The organism is Sphingomonas epibiotica, assembly GCF_039615155.1.
Lineage (GTDB): Bacteria > Pseudomonadota > Alphaproteobacteria > Sphingomonadales > Sphingomonadaceae > Sphingomonas.
In genome coordinates this window covers 692,955-711,056 of the sequence record NZ_JBDGHY010000001.1, presented here as the reverse complement: position 1 = coordinate 711,056, position 18,102 = coordinate 692,955, and the positions used below count along the sequence as shown (strand labels likewise).

21 protein-coding genes are annotated in these 18,102 nt (G+C 66.5%); 15 read left to right on the top strand and 6 right to left on the bottom strand.

Annotation, left to right across the window (positions count from 1 at the left end; all coding sequences use genetic code 11):
* Position 1: 1 nt before the first annotated feature.
* Together ftsA and ftsZ are read left to right on the top strand one after the other, a co-directional pair.
* Positions 2-1,261 carry a cell division protein FtsA gene (gene ftsA, locus AAIO73_RS03430; RefSeq protein ID WP_242115853.1) on the top strand — a complete coding sequence of 420 codons (1,260 nt, stop codon included), beginning with the start codon at positions 2-4 and terminating at the stop codon, positions 1,259-1,261.
* A 104-nt stretch (positions 1,262-1,365) separates the two neighbouring features.
* A complete protein-coding gene (gene ftsZ / locus AAIO73_RS03425) occupies positions 1,366-2,886 on the top strand; it encodes a cell division protein FtsZ (protein WP_345876240.1) in 1,521 nt (506 codons plus the stop codon).
* A gap of 203 nt (positions 2,887-3,089) precedes the next feature.
* On the opposite strand, the gene AAIO73_RS03420 is transcribed toward ftsZ, so the two are convergent.
* Positions 3,090-3,215, bottom strand: a complete 126-nt coding sequence (locus tag AAIO73_RS03420; RefSeq protein WP_345876239.1) for a hypothetical protein — start codon at positions 3,213-3,215, stop codon at positions 3,090-3,092.
* 18 nt (positions 3,216-3,233) lie between these two features.
* Between AAIO73_RS03420 and AAIO73_RS03415 the strand changes: the two genes are divergently transcribed.
* The 11 genes from AAIO73_RS03415 (at position 3,234) to tatC (ending at position 13,246) form a co-directional block, all read left to right on the top strand.
* A complete protein-coding gene (locus AAIO73_RS03415) occupies positions 3,234-5,123 on the top strand; it encodes an SPOR domain-containing protein (RefSeq protein ID WP_345876238.1) in 1,890 nt (629 codons plus the stop codon).
* Entirely contained in the window at positions 5,120-6,280 is a 1,161-nt protein-coding gene (locus tag AAIO73_RS03410) for a deoxyguanosinetriphosphate triphosphohydrolase (protein WP_345876236.1), read from the top strand. The genes AAIO73_RS03415 and AAIO73_RS03410 overlap by 4 nt, the downstream gene beginning before the upstream one ends.
* A 73-nt stretch (positions 6,281-6,353) precedes the next feature.
* Positions 6,354-8,081: an arginine--tRNA ligase gene (argS, locus tag AAIO73_RS03405; protein ID WP_345876234.1), complete on the top strand. Its 1,728-nt coding sequence runs from the start codon at positions 6,354-6,356 to the stop codon at positions 8,079-8,081.
* Positions 8,081-8,812, top strand: a complete 732-nt coding sequence (locus AAIO73_RS03400; protein WP_345876232.1) for an SPOR domain-containing protein — start codon at positions 8,081-8,083, stop codon at positions 8,810-8,812. The genes argS and AAIO73_RS03400 overlap by 1 nt, the downstream gene beginning before the upstream one ends.
* Before the next feature lie 59 nt (positions 8,813-8,871).
* Complete coding sequence (gene nagZ, locus AAIO73_RS03395; protein WP_345876230.1) at positions 8,872-9,876, top strand: beta-N-acetylhexosaminidase; 1,005 nt, start codon at positions 8,872-8,874, stop codon at positions 9,874-9,876.
* A gap of 29 nt (positions 9,877-9,905) precedes the next feature.
* On the top strand, positions 9,906-10,373 hold the full coding sequence (locus tag AAIO73_RS03390; protein ID WP_345876228.1) for a PAS domain-containing protein: 468 nt from the start codon (positions 9,906-9,908) through the stop codon (positions 10,371-10,373).
* 33 nt (positions 10,374-10,406) lie between these two features.
* Positions 10,407-11,138, top strand: coding sequence for a segregation and condensation protein A (locus AAIO73_RS03385; RefSeq protein WP_345876226.1), 732 nt, complete (start codon positions 10,407-10,409; stop codon positions 11,136-11,138).
* On the top strand, positions 11,135-11,701 hold the full coding sequence (scpB, locus tag AAIO73_RS03380) for an SMC-Scp complex subunit ScpB (protein ID WP_345876224.1): 567 nt from the start codon (positions 11,135-11,137) through the stop codon (positions 11,699-11,701). Before AAIO73_RS03385 ends, scpB begins: the two co-directional genes overlap by 4 nt.
* A 38-nt stretch (positions 11,702-11,739) precedes the next feature.
* Positions 11,740-12,024: a twin-arginine translocase TatA/TatE family subunit gene (locus AAIO73_RS03375; protein WP_345876222.1), complete on the top strand. Its 285-nt coding sequence runs from the start codon at positions 11,740-11,742 to the stop codon at positions 12,022-12,024.
* A 47-nt stretch (positions 12,025-12,071) separates the two neighbouring features.
* Positions 12,072-12,473 carry a Sec-independent protein translocase protein TatB gene (tatB, locus tag AAIO73_RS03370; protein ID WP_345876219.1) on the top strand — a complete coding sequence of 134 codons (402 nt, stop codon included), beginning with the start codon at positions 12,072-12,074 and terminating at the stop codon, positions 12,471-12,473.
* Positions 12,470-13,246: a twin-arginine translocase subunit TatC gene (tatC, locus tag AAIO73_RS03365; protein WP_345876217.1), complete on the top strand. Its 777-nt coding sequence runs from the start codon at positions 12,470-12,472 to the stop codon at positions 13,244-13,246. The genes tatB and tatC overlap by 4 nt, the downstream gene beginning before the upstream one ends.
* Positions 13,247-13,516: 270 nt before the next feature.
* On the opposite strand, the gene AAIO73_RS03360 is transcribed toward tatC, so the two are convergent.
* The 4 genes from AAIO73_RS03360 to lipB all read right to left on the bottom strand — a co-directional run bounded on the left by AAIO73_RS03360 (position 13,517) and on the right by lipB (position 15,898).
* The gene (locus tag AAIO73_RS03360) at positions 13,517-13,651 is read right to left on the bottom strand and encodes an entericidin A/B family lipoprotein (protein WP_056452423.1); all 135 of its coding nucleotides are present in this window, start codon (positions 13,649-13,651) and stop codon (positions 13,517-13,519) included.
* Between the two features lie 320 nt (positions 13,652-13,971).
* On the bottom strand, positions 13,972-14,646 hold the full coding sequence (locus AAIO73_RS03355; RefSeq protein ID WP_345876214.1) for a hypothetical protein: 675 nt from the start codon (positions 14,644-14,646) through the stop codon (positions 13,972-13,974).
* Between the two features lie 203 nt (positions 14,647-14,849).
* The gene (locus tag AAIO73_RS03350; protein WP_242115838.1) at positions 14,850-15,119 is read right to left on the bottom strand and encodes a hypothetical protein; all 270 of its coding nucleotides are present in this window, start codon (positions 15,117-15,119) and stop codon (positions 14,850-14,852) included.
* An 89-nt stretch (positions 15,120-15,208) separates the two neighbouring features.
* Positions 15,209-15,898, bottom strand: coding sequence for a lipoyl(octanoyl) transferase LipB (gene lipB / locus AAIO73_RS03345; RefSeq protein ID WP_345876212.1), 690 nt, complete (start codon positions 15,896-15,898; stop codon positions 15,209-15,211).
* Positions 15,899-15,958: 60 nt separating this feature from the next.
* On the opposite strand from lipB, the gene AAIO73_RS03340 reads away from it, so the two are divergent.
* Complete coding sequence (locus AAIO73_RS03340; RefSeq protein ID WP_345876210.1) at positions 15,959-16,795, top strand: hypothetical protein; 837 nt, start codon at positions 15,959-15,961, stop codon at positions 16,793-16,795.
* Positions 16,792-17,532 carry a hypothetical protein gene (locus AAIO73_RS03335; RefSeq protein WP_345876208.1) on the top strand — a complete coding sequence of 247 codons (741 nt, stop codon included), beginning with the start codon at positions 16,792-16,794 and terminating at the stop codon, positions 17,530-17,532. Before AAIO73_RS03340 ends, AAIO73_RS03335 begins: the two co-directional genes overlap by 4 nt.
* On the opposite strand, the gene AAIO73_RS03330 is transcribed toward AAIO73_RS03335, so the two are convergent.
* Positions 17,505-18,098 carry a GNAT family N-acetyltransferase gene (locus AAIO73_RS03330; RefSeq protein ID WP_345876207.1) on the bottom strand — a complete coding sequence of 198 codons (594 nt, stop codon included), beginning with the start codon at positions 18,096-18,098 and terminating at the stop codon, positions 17,505-17,507. The genes AAIO73_RS03335 and AAIO73_RS03330 overlap by 28 nt on opposite strands.
* Positions 18,099-18,102: the final 4 nt, after the last annotated feature.

Here is an 18,102-nt window from a genome sequence, read left to right as displayed (position 1 = left end):
TATGGCGAAGACGGCACCGGAAGGAATCATCACCGCGCTCGACATCGGTACGTCGAAAGTGTCGGCATTGATCGCGCGCGCCGACGATAGCGGCGAACTGACCGTGCTCGGCACCGGCCAGCGCGAAAGCCGGGGCGTCAAGCGCGGCTATATCGCAGATATGAAGGCGACCGAGACGGCGGTCCGCGAGGCGGTCGAACAGGCCGAACGCATTGCCGGCTTCAACATCGAGGATGTGTGGGTCAGCTTCTCGGCGGGCGGGCTGGTGTCCGATATCGTCAAGCTGGAGGTCGATCTGGGCGGCCACCGCGTTGAACAGTCGGATATCGATGCGCTGCTGAAGGCCGGTCGCAACGCCATCGATCCGGGACAGCGCATGGTGCTGCACGCGCAACCGATGCGCTACACGCTCGACGGCCTTGGCGGGGTGAAGGAGCCGAAGGGGTTGCACGCCGATCGCCTCGGCGTCGAGATCCATGTCGTCGCCACCGAAGGCTCGCCGGTCCGCAATCTCGACCTGTGCGTCCGTTCGGCACATCTCGAAACCAAATCGATCGTTGCCGCCCCGGTCGCCACCGGATTGGCGTGTCTGTCGGAGGAGGAGCGCGAACTGGGCGTCGCATTGGTCGAAATCGGTGCCGGGATCACCAACGTCTCGGTCTTTGCCAATGGCGTGCTGACCGGCCTCGCTTCGATCGCGATGGGTGCCAGCGACATTACCGACGACGTCGCCTCCGCCTTCGGTACCAACCGCGCACAGGCCGAACGGCTGAAATGCTTCTACGGATCGGCCAACATGTCCCCGCGCGACAATCACGACATGATCGAGGTTGCACCGGTCCGTGCCGAAGAGGATTCGGAGGGAACGCGTATCACCCGCGCGCAGCTCATCACCACCATCCGCCAGCGGCTGGAGCGGCTGGTCGGAGAGATCGGCAAGGAACTGCGCCGATTGAACTTCGACGATCCGGTGGGGCGACAGGTTGTGCTGACCGGGGGCGGGGCCGAACTGAAGGGGATTGCCGACTATGCGCAACAGGCGCTGGGCCGCCCGGTCCGCGTCGGTCGTGCGCGCGGGCTGACCGCGCTGCCGGAGGCGCATTCCGGTCCGGGCTTTGCCACGCTCGCCGGGCTCGCCATGTTCGCCGCGTCGAACCCGGTGGATTTGCGTGCGTTACAACCGACGCAGCAAATGGTATCGCGTCCCAGCACGGGGGCGCTGTTCCAACGGCTGCTGACGGCATTTCGCGCCAACTATTGACTTTTTATTACCATCGGGCCGCGGGGGACTAGGATCGCCTCGCCGCTTGATGCACAACGGCATGGTAATTGTGCCCGGTGCCGGCCGGGACAGGGAGACCGAGTATGAGCATCGAATTTCTGGCACCCGACGTGGATGAACTGACCCCGCGCATTACCGTGATCGGGGTCGGCGGTGCCGGCGGCAACGCGATCGCGAACATGATCCGTGCCGAGGTGCAGGGGGTTGAGTTCCTCGTCGCCAACACCGACGCGCAGGCGCTGAAACAGTCGTCGGCGCCGCAGCGTATCCAGCTTGGCGCCAAGATCACCCAGGGCCTGGGTGCCGGCAGCCGTCCGGAAATCGGCCGCGCCGCTGCCGAGGAAACGATCGAGCAGGTCCAGAAGAGCCTCGAAGGCGCGCATATGTGCTTCATCGCTGCCGGCATGGGCGGCGGCACCGGCACCGGTGCGGCCCCGGTGATTGCGAAGGCTGCGCGCGAGATGGGCATCCTGACCGTCGGCGTCGTGACCCGTCCGTTCGCGTTCGAGGGCAAGCGCCGCGCGAAGTCGGCCGAGGCCGGCATCGAGGAACTGCAGAAATATGTCGATACGCTGATCGTCATCCCGAACCAGAATCTGTTCCTGATCGCGAACGCCAATACGACCTTCAAACAGGCCTTCGAGATGGCCGACGAAGTGTTGCAGCAGGGCGTGCGCGGCATCACCGACCTGATGGTCATGCCGGGCCTCATCAACCTCGACTTCGCCGACGTCCGTTCGGTGATGCAGGAGATGGGCAAGGCGATGATGGGCACCGGCGAGGCCGAAGGTGACAATCGCGCGATCGAGGCGGCGCAGCAGGCGATCGCGAATCCGCTGCTCGACGGCGTGTCGCTGAACGGTGCCAAGGGCGTGATCGTGTCGATCACCGGTGGCGACGACATGCGCCTGCTCGAAGTGGACGAAGCCGCGAACCACATCCGCGAACTCGTCGACGACGACGCCAACATCATCTGGGGTTCGGCATTCAACAGCGAACTGGAAGGCAAGATCCGCGTCTCGGTCGTCGCGACCGGCATCGAGGACGAGGCTCCGTCGCAGGCGCAGCCCGCGCCGGCTCAGCCCGAACCGACCCGCGCCTTCTCGTTCAACGCGCCGCGTCGTCCGGCCGCTGCCGCGCCGGTAGCGCCGAGCGGTGCCGCCGCCGACCATCTGCAGGAAGCACCCGCGCCCGCGCCGATGGAGCGTTTTCCGCAAGGCGTGAGCCAGCCGTCGGTGTCGGAACGGATCGTCCCGCATTCGACCTATGACGCGCCCCAGCACATGCCGCCGCAGGCACCGGTGCAACCTTCGCACGCCGATGAGGACGAACTGGTGCTTGGTGCCGAGGCCGCGGCACCTGCGCCCACGCCGACCCCGGCGAGCGATTTCGGTGCCTCGTCCAGCGAAGGCCGCCGCCGCTGGCTGACCCCGGACACCCCCGCCGAACCGGCCCCGCGCGAGGAAGCGGCACCCACGCGCAAGCCCGGCGGCACGCTGTTCGAACGCATGGCCAATGCCGGCCGCGCCCCCGCACGCGGCACCGACGATGGCAAGGAACCGCTGGACATCCCGCGCTTCCTCCACCGCCAGAACAACCAGTAACCCCACCGCCCCGCGACCGGCATCGCGGGGCAAAGGTCCGTGAGGGGCGCGCGACGGTGCTCCTTCCAAAACTCTCCCCGCCCCGCGGGGAGGGGGACCATCCGAAGGATGGTGGAGGGGGATCGCCTCAAACGACACACCCGACACTTTCCTACACCCAAAAACCCTGCCACCCTCACGAGCCGCCGCGCTCGACCGGCCACTTACGAACCCGGCTCGAAAACGTCGATACGTGTAACCTTCGTCACCTTCGCCGCCCGTTCGTCGCCACGACCACTCGCTTCGTCGCCGACCCCGCCCAACCGCCATTCCCGGTTCAGCCCCGACATGGTGTAGCGAAGCCACCCATGACCCGATTCCCGCTCCTGTCCGCGACCGCCCTGCTGCTCGCCACCGCCGCCCCGCTCCCCGTCGCGGCGCAGTCCGGCGCGATCGTCCAGTCCGTGACGACCCCCAACGCCGACCGCCTGTCCGAACAGATGCGCATCCTGGGTCGCAGTCCCAACGACGTATCGGCGCTGATCGAGGCCGGGCGTCTCAGCGGCAAGCTCGGCGACACCGACGCAGCGATGCAGTTCCTCGCCCGCGCCGAAAAGGTTGCGCCCAGCGATCCCCGCATCCGCGCCGCTCGCGCAGTCGCGCTGGTGGGCATGGAGCGGCCGGGGGAGGCACTCGCCCTGTTCGCCTCGGCCGAACGCGCCGGGGTGGCGATGACGCCCTATCTGGCGGAACGCGGCCTCGCCTACGACCTGCTCGGACAGGGCACACTGGCGCAGGCCGATTACCGGCAAGCGCTGCGGGCAGGGGAGGATGACGAGGTCACCCGCCGCCTCGCGCTGTCGCTCGGCATCGACGGTAATCTGGCGGAGGCGACGAAAGTACTGAACCCGCTGCTCGTACAGAACGACCGCGCCGCATGGCGGGTGCGCGCTTTCACGCTTGCGATGTCGGGCGACGCAGCGGGCGCGGACAAGATCACCGCCAGCATGCTGCCGGGCTTTGCCGCCAGCCTTTCGCCCTTTTTCCGCCGCCTGCCGCAACTGGCGGGGGCAGACCGTGCCTTCGCAGTGCATTTCGGCCGTCTGGCGCCTACGCCCGAACGGATCGCCGACGCCCGACTCGCGCCGTCCTTCCCCGCACCGGTTCGCGCGACCGCCCCGGTAGCAGTCGCCGCCGCGACACCGGCGCCCACTCCCGTCCGCCAGCCCAGCGCCGCCGAACGCCGCCGTCAGGCTGCCGCCGAACAGGCGCGCAGCACGGCGGAGGCGCAGGCGCGGCAACTGGCGCAGGCTCGTGCCGACGAGACCGCCCGCCGCGAATCCCTGGCCCGCCTGAACGCCGAACGGGCGGCACAGGCGCAGCGCGAACGCGATGCGCAGCAACTCGCCGCCCAACAGGCCGAACAGGCGCGCATTGCCGAGGCGACCCGGCTGGAGGCCGAACGCGTCGCCGCGCGGCAGGCCGAGGAACGCCGTGTCGCTGCCGCCGCACTTGCCGAACGCGACCGGCAGGCACAGGCTGCGCGCCCGCCGGTCCAGGTCGCCGCCGCGCCGGTGCCGGTCACCGTCGTCAACCGTCCGGCAGCAACGTCGCCAGCGACGCCGACCGTTTCCACCGCCGCTGCGACCGTCGCCACTCGTCGCGAATCGAACGACGACGTCCTCGCCCGCATCATCCGCAACCTCGACATTCCGGCCTCCGAACTCGGCGTCGGTCCGCCGCCGCCACCTGCCGCACCCGCCACCAGCACGACCTTCGCCGCCGACGCCGAAGCGGCGCGCCGTGCCGCCGCCAAGCGCGAAGCCGACGAACGCGCGGTCGAGCTCGCCAAGGCAGCCGAGGCGAAGAAGCTCGCCGCCGCTCGCGCAGCCGCTGCCAAAAAGGCTGCCGATGCGAAGAAGCTGGCCGACGAGAAAAAGGCCGAAGCGGCCGAAGCGGCGAAGCTCGCCGCCGCGAAGCGCGCCGACCCCGAACGCCACTGGGTACAGGTGGCCGGCGGCGCGAACGTCGCAGGGCTTCCCGCCGCCTGGGCAGTGATGGCCGGGAAGGCTCCCGCGCTGAAGGGTCGGCAGGCATGGACCACGCCGCTGCGTGCGACCAATCGCCTGCTGACCGGTCCGTTCAAGACCGATGACGAGGCGCAGGCGTTCGTCAACACGCTACGCAAATCGGGGGTGCAGGCCTTCGCGTTCACTAGCGAGGTCGGGCAAAAGGTCGCGCGAGTACCGATCAAGTGACCGCGTCCTACGCCGCGAACCCGCACGCGCATGGGGGCCGACTGCACCCGGAACCGGGCGACGCGACCCGTGGTCCACGCGACGCGTTCCAGCGCGATCGCGATCGGGTCATTCATTCGATCAGCTTCCGTCGCCTGCGCCACAAGACGCAGGTGTTCATGGCGCCCGATGGTGATCATTTTCGCGTCCGGCTGACCCACAGCCTCGAAGTCGCGCAGATCGGCCGTGCCGTCGCCCGTACGCTGGGGCTGAACGAGGATCTGACCGAGGCGCTGTGCCTCGCCCATGATATCGGCCATCCGCCCTTCGGCCATGCCGGGGAGGATGCGCTGGAGGCGGCGATGGCTGCGCATGGCGGCTTCGATCATAATGGCCAGACGCTGCGGACGCTGACCTGGCTCGACAGTCCCTATCCGCGCTGGCGGGGGCTGAACCTGACCTGGGACACGTTGGAGGGGCTGGCCAAGCATAACGGCCCGATCCCGACGCCCGGCTGGGCCTTGGCGCAGGCGGACGCGGCCCATGGTCTCCGACTGAACGAGTGGCCCTCGCTCGAGGCGCAGATCGCGGCGATCGCCGACGATATCGCCTATGACAATCACGACATCGACGATGGCCTGCGCGCCGGTTTGCTGACGCTCGACCAGTTGCTTGGCGTACCGTTCGTCGCGGCCGGATGGGACGCCGTGCGCAAGCGCTTTCCCGACGTGGCGCCCGAACGGCTGGTCGGCGAACTCACCCGGTCGCAGATCGGGGCGATGGTCAACGACCTGATCGCCGAGACGCAGCGCCGCGTCGCCGCCGCCGGTGTCGAGACCGTCGCCGATGTCCGCAGCGCCGGCCAGTGCCTCGCCCATTTTTCCCCCGAAATGGCGGAGCAGGAGCGGGTGCTGAAGCGCTTCATGTACGCCAATCTCTATCATCACCCGCGACAATTGGCGGCGGCGGACATGGCGGGGCGGGTGGTGTCGGGACTGTTCGCCGCCTATCACGACGATCCGCGGGCGATGCACGACGGCTGGCATACGACGTTGCCCGAGGCCGAACCCGATCGTAGCCGCCACATCGCCGATTTCATCGCTGGCATGACCGATCGCTATGCCGTGCGTTGCTATCGCGAAATCGTCGGCCCGATCGACCTGCCCGAGGGGTTCTGACCGCATAGCAGCTTTTGCCTAAGTCGACCCTTTCGGCTAAGCGGCGCGGTTCCACCAATCGACCGGAACCGCCATGACGCTGTACCCCCGTTTCTTCGCCCATCTCGAACGCGCGCTCGATACGCTCGTCGCACGCGGCGACCTGCCGGCGGGACTGGAGCGACGCGCGATCACGGTCGAGCCGCCGCGCGACACGAGCCATGGGGATCTGTCGACCAACGCAGCGATGGTGCTGGCCAAGCCTGCGAAAACCAATCCGCGCGCGCTGGCCGAATTGCTCGTCGCCGAACTGGCGGGTTTGCCAGAGGTCGCCGCAGCGTCGGTCGCCGGACCAGGCTTCATCAACCTGACGCTGACGGATGCGACATGGCGCGGTGAGTTGACCGCGATTGCCGAGGCCGGCGACGACTATGGCCGTTCGCAGGCGGGGGCCGAGACGGTCGTGAACATCGAATATGTTTCGGCCAACCCGACCGGCCCGATGCATATGGGCCATTGCCGCGGCGCCGTGGTCGGCGATGCGCTCGCCAGCTTGCTCGAATGGAACGGCGCGCGGGTCATCCGCGAATATTATGTCAATGATGCCGGCGGTCAGGTCGCCGTCCTCGCCCGCTCGGTGCACCTGCGCTACCGCGAGGCGCTGGGCGAGACGGTGAGCATCCCGGAGGGCCTGTATCCCGGCGACTATCTGGTGCCGGTCGGGCAGGCGCTCGCCGCCGAGTTCGGCGACCAGTATGTGAATGCGCCGGAAGAAGAATGGCTGGTCCTGTTCCGCACCCGCGCTGTCTCGGCGATGCTCGCCATGATAAAGACCGATCTGAAACTGCTCGGCATCGAACATGACGTCTTCTCCTCCGAAGCCGAATTGCAGGCCGCGAAGAAGCCCGAAGCCGCCGAGGCATGGCTGCGTGCCCGCGACCTCGTCTATGACGGTGTCCTCGAAGCGCCGAAGGGCGAGACGCCCGAGGATTGGGAACCGGTCGAGCTGCCGCTGTTCCGCTCGACGAAGTTCGGCGACGATCAGGACCGCCCGATCAAGAAGTCGGACGGCAGCTGGACCTATTTCGGTGCCGATCTCGCCTATCATTTCCAGAAGGCCGAGGGCGTTGACCAGCTGATCGATATCTGGGGCGCAGACCATGCCGGTACCGTCAAGCGGATCGTTGCGGCGGTGCAGGCACTGACCGAGGGCAAGACCCGCTTCGACGTCAAGCTGGTGCAGATGGTGCGGCTGCTGCGTGGCGGCGAGCCGGTCAAGATGTCGAAGCGCGCCGGCAATTTCGTGACGCTCGCCGATGTCGTGAACGAAGTTGGCAAGGACGTCGTCCGGTTCACCATGCTGACCCGCAAGGCCGATGCGCAGATGGACTTCGACTTCGCCAAGGTGGTTGAAGCGTCGAAGGACAATCCGGTCTTCTACGTCCAATATGCCCATGCCCGCGTGCATTCGCTGGCGCGGCGTGCGGCGGAGGCGGGAATTGCCGTTGCCGACGATGCCGACCTGTCCCGTCTCGATACGGTCGAACTGGCGCTGGTGAAGCGTGCGGCGCAGTTTCCGCGTATGGTGGAAAGCGCGGCGGCGGTCCGCGAGCCGCACCGCATTGCCTTCTACCTCTATGACCTCGCTGCGGAATTTCACGCGGCGTGGAATCTGGGCAACGACGACCCGTCGCGCCGCTATCTTCAGCCCGACGATCCCGCGCTGACACAGGCACGGCTTTTCCTTGCGCGCGCGATCGGGCAGATTATTCGCAACGGCCTTGCTATCATGGGGGTCGAGGCGGTTAAGGAGATGAAATAATGGCGGATCCGATCGCGTCCGGCGATCCCGACCACGAACGTCTGCCATGGCTGGAAAGCGCCGATCCGGAACCGGATGCGCCGCGTCCGGTGTGGCGGACGGTCCTGCTGGTGCTGATCGGGTTGCTGATGGTGGCCGCGATCGTCTTTGCCCTGTTGCGCCAGCGCGATGCGCCGACCGCCAGCGGTACCGGCGACCTGATCGCCGCGCCGAACGAACCGTACAAGACGCGGGCCGAGGGTAGCGACGGGATGCAGGTGACCGGCGACAGCGACACCGCCATCGCTACCAGCGAAGGGGCGACCGGCGGCAACGCCTCGGTCAATCTGAACGCCGTGCCCGAGGCACCGGTGCAAGGCAGCGCCGCCGCGCCGGCCGCCGCCCCGGCGAACAGCGGTACCGGGCGTGTCGCCACGGCAGTGCCGACGACCACGCAGCGGCTCGAGGCCCGCGCCCCGGCGGCTGCCGCGCCTGCGCCGACGGCGGCGGGGGCCGGCGGTTCGGTGGTGCAGCTGGGCTCGTTCCCGAGCGAAGCGGTCGCCAACACCGCATGGAACCAGTTGTCGCGCCGTTTCGGCTATCTCGCCCCGCTCGGTAAATCGGTGCAGGTCGCGGAGGTGAAGGGCAAGACCGTCTATCGCCTGCGCGTCAACGCCGGCAGCGCCAACCAGGCATCGGACTTGTGCGGCAAGCTGAAACTGGCCGGCGAGAATTGCTTTATCGCGCGATAAGATAGTCTGATGATTCGGGTCGGTTGTCGTGCCGGGCTGGCTGCGCTAGCCCGGCGCATATGAAGCCTGTGATCTTTGGCCTGTCCGGCCCGACGCTGACCGCCGACGAAGCCGCATTGTTTCGCGAAGCCGATCCGCTCGGCTATATCCTGTTCGGTCGCAACTGCGTCGACCGCGGTCAGATGCGCGCGCTGACCGACGCGTTGCGCGATCTGTCGGGGCGGGCCGATGTGCCGATACTGATCGATCAGGAGGGCGGGCGCGTCGCGCGGATGCGCGCTCCCGAATGGCCCGCCTTTCCCGCTCCCGCCGTCTTCGCTGGCCTGTACGATCGCGCACCGTCGTCAGCGATAGCGGCGGCCAAGGCGAACGGGCAGGCGATCGGCACGATGCTGGCGGAGGTTGGCGTGACCGTCGATGCGCTGCCGCTGCTCGACGTGGCGCAACCCGATATGACCGGCGCGATCGGCGACCGCAGCTATGGTGCCGATCCGATGCAGGTCGCCGCCCTCGGTCGCGCGACGCTCGACGGGCTGGCGGCGGCGGGTGTGGTCGGCATCGTCAAGCATATGCCGGGTCATGGTCGGGCACGGGTCGACAGTCATCACGAACTGCCCCGCGTCGATGCGTCGGACGCCGAACTGGCAATCGACCTGCAACCCTTCGTCACGCTCGCCCACGCACCGATGGCGATGACCGCGCATGTCGTCTTCTCGGCATGGGACGCGGACCGCCCCGCCACGCTGTCGCCGACCGTAATCCGCGAGATCATCCGCGAGCGGATCGGCTTCGACGGCCTGTTGATGACCGACGATATCGACATGAAGGCTTTGTCTGGCACGCCGGCGGAAAAAGCCGCGGCTGCGATCGCTGCCGGATGCGACGTCGTGCTCGATTGCTGGGCTCGTATGGCCGAGATGACGGCCATCGCCGACCGTCTCGATGCTATCGCCCCCAAGTCGCGGGCGCGACTCGATCAGGCGATGGCGGGCGCAGGCCTTGGGTCGGAGGTGCCGTTCGCCGAACTGGTCGCCAAGCGCGATGAGTTACTGGCACTTGCCTGAAACCGTCCAGCATTAACCTTTCCCTAACCATGATTGCCGCAGTCGTGCCGCGGTTTCAGGGGGGAAGAACGTTGCTGTCGACCGAGCCGCTGCCGCTGCAGCATAGCTGGCCGTTGTTCGAAGCCGGCGTTCGCCTGCCGCTCGGCGCGGTGCATGACCTGACCGTTCCGCTCGCGGCGCCCACGTTTCGCTGCGACCTCGGCCGCGACTGCCTGTACTGGTCCGACGGCATCTTCGCGCTCTACGGCCTGCCGGTCGGGCGCACGCCCGGACGCACACTGGTGCAGTCGTTGTTCGATGACGAGATCCGGCGAAAGCTGGAACGGCTTGCCGCCTATGCGATCAAGCACCGGCGCGGCGTGACCGTCGACGCCGAACTGCGCCCGCTCGACGTCGCCCGCCGCTGGCTGCGGATCACCGCCGTGCCCGATCCGGCCGCGCACGGGCGACCGATCCTCTACGGCCCGCAGAGCGACGTGACGCACGAATATCGGTGACGGCCCCGGCATCGCGCGGATAGGGTCGCGACCATGGAACCCGATGCGCCGGTACTGACGATCGAACTGGACGGATGGGAAGGTCCGCTCGACCTGCTGCTGGCACTTGCCCGTACGCAGAAGGTCGACCTGCGGCGCATATCGATCCTCGCGCTGGCCGAGCAATATCTGCGCTGGATCGATCGCGCGGCGGCGTTGCGGCTCGAACTGGCGGCTGACTGGCTGGTGATGGCGGCATGGCTTGCCTATCTGAAATCGGCGCTGCTGCTTCCGCGCGAGCCGGACATGGATCCCGACCCCGAAGAGCTGGCGCTGCGCCTGCAACTGCGGCTCGAACGGCTCAATGCGATGCGCGAGGCGGGTGCTCGGCTGCTGGCTCGCGACCGGATCGGGCGGGACGTCTTTACCCGCGGTGATCCAGAAGGGTTGCACGTCGTCCGGAAGGCGCGTTGGGATGCCAGCCTCTACGAGCTGATCGGCGCCTATGGCCGGGTCAGCGCGCGGATTCGGCCAGTTTTGCATGTCGTACGACACCGCCCGGTAATGACGCTCGAGGTAGCGATCGCGCGGGTCGAGACGATGCTTGGTACGGCCATCGACTGGACCCTGATCGGCGATTTCCTGCCGGCTGATGCCGACGAACGCTTCCGTCGCTCGGCACTTGCTTCGACCTTTCTTGCGGCACTGGAACTGGCGCGACAGGGCAGGGTGGCGATCCGGCAGGATGCGCCGTTCGGACCGATCGAACTACGGCCGGTCGCATGACCGATCCGTTCGTGCGCGCCGTGGAAGCGGTGCTGTTCGCCAGCGAGACGCCGCTGACCGCCACGATGATCGCCGCTTATGTCGGTGACGGCGATGTTCGCGCCGCGCTGGCAACCATTCAGGCCGACCATGCCGGGCGCGGCTTCGGACTGGTTCGGCGCGGCGAGCATTGGCATTTCGAGACCGCGCCGGACCTTGCGCACTTCCTGCGCCGCGACCGCGACGAATCGCGCAAACTGTCGCGGGCGGCGATCGAGACGCTGGCGATCATCGCCTATCACGAGCCTGCCACCCGCGCGGATATCGAATCGATCCGCGGCGTACAGATATCGAAGGGGACGATCGACGTGTTGCTCGCCGCCGGCTGGGTCCGTCCGGCCGGGCGGCGCGAGGTGCCCGGACGTCCGCTGACGTACGCAACGACGCCGGCATTCCTCGACCATTTCGGGCTGAAAAGCCGCCGCGATCTGCCCGGTATCGACGATCTGCGCGCCGCCGGCTTGCTCGAACCAATCGACGATGCTTTTGCAACCATGCTGGAAAGCGGCGACGATAGCGACTAAGTGAGCCGGAACGATCCGTTTCGTGTGGAGTGTGGACGATGGGTGGTCTTAGCATTTGGCACTGGCTTATCGTCGGCGTCCTGGTCCTGTTGCTGTTCGGCAAGGGGCGTTTTTCCGACATGATGGGCGATGTGGCGAAGGGGCTGAAAAGCTTCAAAAAGGGTATGGCCGAGGATGACGAGGTGCCGCCGCCGCCGGCGCGCCCGCGTGAACGGTTGGAACAGCGTCCGGTCGACGATCGCTACGATCACGATCCGGCCCCGCGCGATCCGGCGTATCGCGACGTTTCGCGCGACACCGACCGTCCGCACGGCGACCGCTGATTTCCTGCCAACCGGCGGGCCGCGTGCCCGCCTGAACCCGAGCGCCGATGTTCGATATCGCACCTACCGAATTGATGGTCGTCGCGCTGGTCGCGCTGGTCGTCATCGGCCCCAAGGACTTGCCCAAGGCGATGCGTTTCGTCGGCCACTGGGTCGGCAAGGCGCGCGGTGTCGCGCGTCAGTTCCGCTCGGGCTTTGACACCATGGTCCGCGAGGCCGAACTGGCCGAGATGGAAAAGAAATGGGCGGAGGAGAACGCGCGGATCATGCGTGAGCATCCGACGACGGATACGCCCGTTCATCCGGTCGACGCGCCGTCCCCGCCGCCGCCGGTTCATGATCCGGTATCGCCGGAGGAACCAGCCGCGCCGGTGATGGTCGAGCGCCCCGAACTACGCGAAGGTCCCCTTGATCAGCCGCCGGCCGCCGACGGTAAGGCAGCGTCATGAACGATATCGACGACAGCCAGGCACCCCTGCTGGATCACTTGATCGAGTTGCGCCGCCGCTTGCTTTACTCGGTGGTTGCGGTCGTCATCTGCTTCGGCGCGTGCTTCTATTTTTCCGAACAGATTCTGACGTTTCTGGTAAAGCCGCTGCTCGCCGCCGGGCAGAAGCGCGTCATCTTCACGCAGATTTTCGAGGCGTTCTTCGTACAGATCAAGGTTGCGTTCTTCGCGGCGATGATGCTCGCCTTCCCGGTGATCGCCAACCAGCTGTGGCAGTTCGTCGCACCCGGCCTGTACCGCAACGAAAAGCGCGCGCTGTTCCCGTTCCTGCTTGCGACGCCGATCCTGTTCATCGCTGGTGCCGCACTCGCCTACTATGTGACCATCCCGGTGGCGCTGCATTTCCTGCTCGGCTATCAGGGTAATCTCGGCGGGGTGCAGCAGGAGGCGCTGCCCTCGGTCGAGAATTACCTTTCGTTCGTGATGCAGTTCCTGTTCGCGTTCGGCCTCGCCTTCCTGTTACCAGTGCTTCTGATGCTGCTGGAACTGGCAGGGATCGTTACCCGCAAGCAACTGGTCGGCGCGCGCCGCTATGCAGTCGTCGCTGCTTTCGCCATCGCTGCGGTAGCGACACCGCCGGATATCGGGTCGCAGTTCCTGCTCGCGGTGCCGCTAATCCTCCTCTACGAACTGGCGCTGATAGCGATCTGGTTTACCGAGAAGCGGCGCGCGAAGCGCGATCCCGATGCTGCCGGCGAAGAAGAGACCGCCTGACACGGCGTCTCTTAGTGGCATGTGGTCGAGTGCCGCTGCCATAAGCCGATCCTCCCTGCCGGACCGGACGTCATCGCAGCGCAGCCTGGAATCGCCCGGTGACGCCGTGGGGCGGAAACCGTAACAGGTTCGCCATTTGTCGCAGCGACGTTTACGGTGCGGGCTTTCAAGAGCGAAGCCTGCCGCGACGACCGGCGGCGGACACACCGAAGCAAGGAAAAGGCGGCCCGGATCGGATCCGAACCGCCCCCACGACTTCGCGCGCAGGACCTACTTGGAATCCTTGGCAGCGCCTGCCACTGCGTCGCCCGCCGACGACACGTCGCGGCCAACGCCTTCGACCGTGTTGCACGCGCTGATCGCAAGGGCACCCGCGACCACGGCCAGGCTTAGAAACTTACGCATATTGATCTCCGACTAGAAGGCGGGACGACCCGCTGTCCGAGGGAATGCCTGATGCAGGACTTCGTTCCGGAAGAGCAACGCATTGGGTTCATGCATAAAAAGCAACCCGCCGGCTTTCACCGACGGGTCACCTGAGTTGAAACCAGAATATGGGCCCGGCGATGCTACCGGGGGGGGAGGGTCTGCACCAACCGGGCCCTTTTCGTGGATAGCGAGAGCGGGGGGGGCATAAATTCGCTATCCGAAGATCATAACGGCATGCCTGATGCTTGGTTCCGGCCGATGTCCGCCTTTTTTTGCAATTCGTATCCGGTTTGAGATCAGGCCGGGTACGCCCCGCACCGCTTCACCTGCCACAGGCCCTTGCGCCAACACTTCTTGTTGTCGAACTGATACAACCGGGCGGGGCGGGCATAATAGGGTAGGGCACGGGTGAATTGCTGTTCACCATACGCCACCAACGAGTTGCGCATCTTGCGCATACGTAGCTCGGCGAACTCGCCCAGATAGCCGCGCGGAACGAAGATCGCTTCCTGCCCGATCTCGTTCGCCGCTTGGCAGAAGCTCAACTGCGCCGATACGGTCGAGAAGCTCGAATAGACGCGGGTACCGAACTGGTCGAGCGCGGTCTGACCGGCCTTGGTCGAACCGGCGGTGCGGATGAAATATTTGCCGAGCGCGTCATAGCTTTGCTTCAGTTCGTCGGCATGATCGAACAGCAACGCGTTGTAGTTATGCAGCGTGAGCAGCGTGGGTTCGAACTGGCATTGCAGCGCGGCGACGTTCAGCCCCGAACGCAGGTTCCACAGCACGGCGGCACGCCGCTCGGCAGGCGTAGCGCCGGGCAGGGCTTGGGTTGCGACGCCGGGTTCCTCGCCGGTGACGCGCGCGCCTTCCATATCGACGGGCTTGAGAAAAAATTGTGCCGACGCGGGGGTGGCCGCGACGGTCAGGGCGGCGGCAGCGGCCAGGACCAGGGTACGCACTACGCTCATCTCTTCCTTTCACGGCGTCTCAACGCCTTGGGCAAGCGCGATGGTTAGGCAGTTTTGCGCATCGACCCAAGCCTGATTTTGCGATCCCCACCACGTTTCGCCGCACGGGTGCGTAACGATCCGCGCGCCGGCATCGCTTCCAATGAAAAGGGGCCGCCCGGTCGCCCGGACGGCCCCTTCGCCAGAATAGCCGAAACGGCTGATTACATGGCGTTGGTCATGCCGGCTTCGTTCGACATCATCATGTCGTTCGACATCATGGTGTCGTTCGACATCATCATGGTGTCGTTGCCCATCGCGCCGTCGACAGCGGTCATGTTGTCCGACATCGTGCCGTCCATCATGTCGGTCGAGTTCAGGTCGGTGACGGTCGCGTTGTCAGCGGTGGTTTCGGTGTTGCCGCCGCAAGCCGACAGCGCCAGCGCCGCGCCGGCAACGATCGAACCGGTCAGAATCTTCGAGAATGCACGCATGGTAAGCTCCCTAAGCTGTGGAGTAGGCGGCTTTCTTATGCCGTTAATACCCAATCCGCGCTGGACATTAGTCGAACGACCCGTCCCCCTCAAGCCTCGTTTTGCGCGCTGGCGTACAAGGCGTTCAGGAAGGCGGGGAAACCGTCTGCCAACGCCCGATCAAAGTCGGTGGCATCGACCGGTTTGCCAAGGGCCTTCGCGCTCGTAACCGGATATTCGGCGATACCACACGGGATAATCCCACCGAAATGTGTCAGATCCGGGGCGAGATTGACGGAAAATCCATGCAGGGTCGTCCATCGGCGCACCCGGACGCCGATCGCGCCGATCTTCGCCTCGGTGCCGCCGTCGCTGGTCCAGATGCCGATCCGTTCGGGAACGGCATAGGCGTGGATGTCGAACTGCCCGAGCGCGCCGATCACCCAAGATTCAACGGCATGCACGAAGCGTCGCACGTCGCGGCCCCGCCGGGTCAGGTCGAGCATCAGATACCCGATCCGCTGACCCGGCCCGTGATAGGTATAGCGTCCGCCCCGTCCGGCGGCGTGGACCGGGAAGCGGGTGTCGAGCAGTTCGGCGGGGTCGGCGCTGGTGCCGGCGGTGTAGAGCGGCGGATGTTCAAGCAGCCAAATCAGTTCGTCGGCGCTGCGATCGGCGATCGCGGTCGCGCGCGCCTCCATTTCGGCGAGCGCGGCGGGGTATTCGATTCGGCCGGGCGAGCGGCGCCATTCGATCTGCTGTTCGATCGCGATCGGCGGAACGGTAGGATTGCTGGCCATTTTCATTCGGAAAGAGGAGGGGTAGAGCGTCCTTCGGACATATGGGGAGCGAGCGCAACGATGGTGAGTGTCGGAACAGTGTGGGATCGCGCGGTCGATTTCGTCCGCGACCATCTGGGCGCGGTGATGCCGGTCCTGCTCGTCACCCAGTTCGCCGCCCCGGCGATCAGCGGCAGCCTGGCGGGCGTGCGTGCCGATGCGACCGGCGGCACCGCCATGGGGCTGGGACTGTTGTCGGTGGCGACGACGATCCTGTCGCTATGGGGTGCGCTGTATCTGGTCGGATTCGCGGCGCAGCCGACCGGTCGCGAGGATCGGTACGCGGCGATGCGCATCGCGAAGAACCGCTTCTTGCCGTTGATCGGGATCAGCATCGTCGTACTGGTCGCGCTCGGCATCCTCGCGCTGCCCGGCATCCTGCTCGCGGTGGCGAGCGGGATCGATTTCACTGCCATCGCTAGTGGCAGCACGATGCAGCCCTCTGAATTGGGCAAGCTGGGATCGGCGCTGCTGTATTTCCTAGCGTTCGCCATCTTCATCCTATGGCTGTCGGCGCGGTTGCTGCCGATCAATGCGGTCGTCGCCATGGAGCGGCGCGGGCTGGGCGCCTTTGGTCGCGCCTTCGCACTGACGCGCGGCCTGATGTGGAAGCTGATCGGCCTGATCCTGCTCTATGCGATCGTTGCCGGGATCGCGGTGTCGGCGGCGCAGTTCGTGTTCGGCGCGGTCGCCGCGCTGATCTTCGGCGACAGCGGCGGGCTATCGATTGCGGCCGTTGGCGGTTCCGTCGCGGTTGCGGCGGTCAGCGCGGTGCTGGCGCTGTATCAGTCGGCATTCATCGGCAAGCTGTATCGCGCCGTGATCGGCGAACAGGACGACGTGGCCGTTTTCGCATGAGGATCGATATCGGTGCGGCGCTGCGGGAAGCGGTCGCGATCTGGCGGCGCGACCGCGAGGTCGTCGTCGCGGTCGCCGGCCTGTTCTTCTTTCTACCCAATCTGGCACTGTCGCTGCTGCTGACCGCCGCCAAGCCACAGGTATCGGTCGATCCGGCGACGGCGGACGACGGTGCGCTGCTGGCGGCACTGCAGGCGCAGCTGGTCGAGAACGCACCCTGGCTGGCGATGCAGGCACTTGCCGAACTGATCGGCATCGCAGTGCTGCTCGCCTTGTTGCTCGATCCGGCCCGGCCGACCGTTGGCGAAGCGCTGCGATCGGTATTCCGCCGTCTTCCGGTGCTGGTCGCGGCAACGCTGCTGGTCAATGCCGCAAAGCTGGGCGGGTTGCTTCTGCTGGTGCTGCCAGCCCTCTACGTGATCGGCCGGGTGTTCGTGGTGATGCCGGTATTGATGGCTGAACCCCAGCGGCGCTTCGGCGACGCGATGGGCCGCGCCCTTGCGCTGACGCAAGGGCATGTGATGCAATTGCTGTCGCTGTCGGCAATGCTCTATTTCGGGGGACAGCTTGTCGCGCTGCTGCTGACCAGCACCGCCGGCGCGGTGTCGCGCAGCGGCGGCAATCCGGTAACGATGGCGATGCTCGCCACCGCCATCGCCTTTGTCGGGGCGGCGATGTCGACAGCGTTCGCGCTGGTCCGCGCGACAGTCTATCGACGGCTGGCGAGCAGGGGATAATGCGGCGCGGCGTCCGCGGGAAGCACGCCGATGCTGCGCGGATCGACGAAAGTCTCGATCGTCCGCTGATACGGCACGAAGCCCGAGCGTCGATAGAAGCCGAGCGCGCCGGGATGGTCGAGCGTGCAGGTATGCACCCACACCCGCCGCACGTCCTTGCCCCATGCCAGCGCCAGCGCATGCGCCATCAGCCAGCGGCCATGGCCCTGTCCGGCCAGTTCGGGGATCAGCCCGACATAGGACAATTCGCACTCGCCCGGCTTGCGGTCGTCGAGCTCGAGCATCCCGACCTCGATCCCCGCGCGGTCGACCACGGCCCAGATGCGGACGGCGTCGTCATGAATGATTGCGGTCAGCGTCGCATCCGCCATCACCAGCCGCGAAAACCACAGCCACGGCCCGCCGATCCGGCGGAACAGTGCGCGATAGCGCTCGATCCCCGGCTTCTCCCACCGTACCAGCCGCAAGGGCGACGCCGGCAGCGGGGCCGGGCGCGGCCGTTCGAGCATTTCCAGCGAGGTGACGATCGTCGCCACTTCGTCGGGCTTCACCGGAATCAGCCCCATCGCG